At 30.9% G+C, this 2565-nt stretch carries 1 protein-coding gene, 1 pseudogene and 1 other annotated feature; of the genes and pseudogenes, one reads left to right on the forward strand and one right to left on the reverse strand.

Annotated elements, in window-relative coordinates:
• Positions 1 to 37: 37 nt before the first annotated feature.
• Positions 38 to 1431, reverse strand: a pseudogene (asnS, locus tag HMPREF0216_RS13295) (asparagine--tRNA ligase).
• Between the two features lie 76 nt (positions 1432 to 1507).
• Positions 1508 to 1732, reverse strand: a binding site (T-box leader).
• A gap of 98 nt (positions 1733 to 1830) precedes the next feature.
• Here asnS and HMPREF0216_RS17205 point away from each other — a divergent pair.
• On the forward strand, positions 1831 to 2505 hold the full coding sequence (locus tag HMPREF0216_RS17205) for a cytochrome b5 domain-containing protein (protein WP_051040725.1): 675 nt from the start codon (positions 1831 to 1833) through the stop codon (positions 2503 to 2505).
• The last annotated feature ends 60 nt before the right edge of the window (positions 2506 to 2565 follow it).

A 2565-nucleotide genomic window follows, 5' to 3' on the forward strand; every position in this document is an offset into this window, starting at 1 on the left:
AGAGCTATTGCATTAAATTGCAACAGCTCTTTTGATATTAGAAGTCTGATTGACCTGTAGTTCTTGGGAACGGTATAACGTCTCTGATATTTGACATACCAGTAATGTACATTATTAATCTTTCAAATCCAAGACCGAATCCAGCGTGCTTAGTTTCTCCATATTTTCTAAGTTCTAAGTACCACCAGTAATCTTCTTCCTTAAGACCTAATTCAGCCATTCTAGCCTTTAAAACATCAAGTCTTTCTTCTCTTTGGCTACCACCAATGATTTCACCTATTCCAGGAACTAAACAGTCAGTTGCTGCAACAGTTTTTCCATCATCGTTAAGTCTCATGTAGAATGCTTTAATATCCTTTGGATAGTCAGTAACGAATACTGGTCTCTTAAATACTTCTTCTGTTAAGTATCTTTCATGTTCAGTTTGAAGGTCAATTCCCCATTCAACTGGATATTCAAATGTCTTACCACAGTTCTTTAATATTTCAACTGCTTCAGTGTAAGTAACTTTTCCAAAATCAGAAGATACTATATGATTTAATTTATCTAATAATCCTTTTTCAACGAATTGATTAAAGAATTGCATTTCTTCTGGACATTCATCCATAACGTATTTAATTACGTATTTTAACATGTTTTCAGCTAATTCCATATCATCTTGTAAATCAGCAAAAGCTATTTCAGGCTCAACCATCCAGAATTCAGCAGCGTGTCTTGCTGTATTTGAATTTTCAGCTCTGAATGTTGGTCCAAAAGTATAAACATTTCTAAATGCTAATGCATAAGTTTCTGCATTTAATTGTCCTGAAACTGTAAGGTTAGTTTCTTTACCGAAGAAATCTTCTTTGTAATTAACTTTTCCATCTTCAGTTCTTGGTATGTTATCAAAGTCTAAAGTTGTAACTTTAAACATTTCTCCAGCACCTTCACAATCGCTTCCTGTTAAGATTGGAGTGTGAGTGTATACGAATCCTTGATCTTGGAAGAACTTATGATTGCATAAGCTGCTACAGAACGAACTCTAAATACTGCTGAGAAAGCATTACTTCTTGGTCTTAAGTGAGCAATTGTTCTTAAGTATTCAAAAGTATGTCTTTTCTTTTGTAATGGATAATCAGAGTCTGACATCCCCTCAATAACAACTTCTTTTGCTTGAATTTCAAAAGGTTGTTTAGCTTCAGGTGTTGGAACTAAAGTACCAATAACCTTTATTGATGAGCTAATAGGTAGTTTTGAAACTTCCTTAAAGTTTTCTAAGTTATTATCAAAAACAACTTGAATATTTTTGAAGAAGCTACCATCATTTACTTCAATAAACCCAAAAGCGTTAGATGCTCTTAAAGTTCTTATCCAACCAGAAATTGTTACTTCTGTGTTTAAAAATTCTTCAGTATTTCTATAAAGTGATTTTACTAGACTTGTGTCTTTCATGTTAACCTCCTGTATATTATATATTTTTGTATTTACAAATTAATTAAAAGCAATAAAAAAACCTTTCAATCCCGAAATATGGGACGAAAGGAATAACTTACGTGGTACCACCCAAATTGCCTAAAAATAGGCCACTTAGCAAATTAATAACGACATTTAGCCGTCTAAGCCTACAGAAGCTTACGCTTGTTCGGTTAGAAACTCCGAGATGTTCTTCACAATTAACTTCGTATAAGGCTCACACCATCCCTTATTCGCTAAGACTACATTTAAAAGCTACTCTTCTCATCATAGTAATAAACTTAAATTTAATTTTAATAATATCATTTTAAGATACTTTACTAACATTTGCAACTTAATTTCATAATATATATTTAAAGAATGTTTTTGGAGGAAAAAATGTCTAAAAAGAATTTTTTAGAAGAAAAGTATTGTGAAATTAATCAATTAAAGGTCTTGCTACAAACATATCCAAAGGAATACTGTGAAACAATTATTAAAGTTATGAATAAGGTATTTGATGAGATATCTGATTATTTAGAAGAAGAGAAAAAGAAAGTAAAAAAATCTATGAAAAAACATTCAAGAGGGCAAATGTTTACCATAGAGGAATTATCAAAATATAATGGTAGAAATGGAAATCCTGCATATGTGGCTATCGATGGAATTGTATATGATATGGAGGGAGTTAATGGTTGGGATAATGGTATTCATTTTGGACTAAGTGCAGGAAAAGATTTAAGCTCAGAATACTTAAATTGTCATGCAAATAGATTATCCATAATAGATAAAGCTAAAGCTGTTGGAACATTAGTAGATCCTAATGAAGAAAGAGCTGATATTAAATATTATAGAATAGAAGAAATAGCTCAATTTGATGGAAGTGGAAATAATCCAGCATATGTAGTCGTTGATGGGATAGTATATGATGTAACTGATATGAAACAGTGGAATGGTGGAAAGCATTATGGATTAGTTGCAGGAAAGGATTTAAGTGAGTATTTTAATTCTTGTCATAAATCTGAAAAGGATATATTAAAAAAATTAAGAGTAATAGGAAAGATTATAGAGTAAATTATATATTTAGTGAAAGGTTAAGAGTAATTATATATTAATAAATATATAATTACTCTT

This window comes from Clostridium celatum DSM 1785, assembly GCF_000320405.1.
Taxonomy (GTDB): Bacteria; Bacillota; Clostridia; order Clostridiales; family Clostridiaceae; genus Clostridium; species Clostridium celatum.

Coding starts and splice junctions, on each gene's coding strand:
- HMPREF0216_RS17205 (WP_051040725.1), top strand. CDS start 1,831: ATGTCTAAAAAGAATTTTTTAGAAGAAAAGTATTGTGAAATTAATCAA.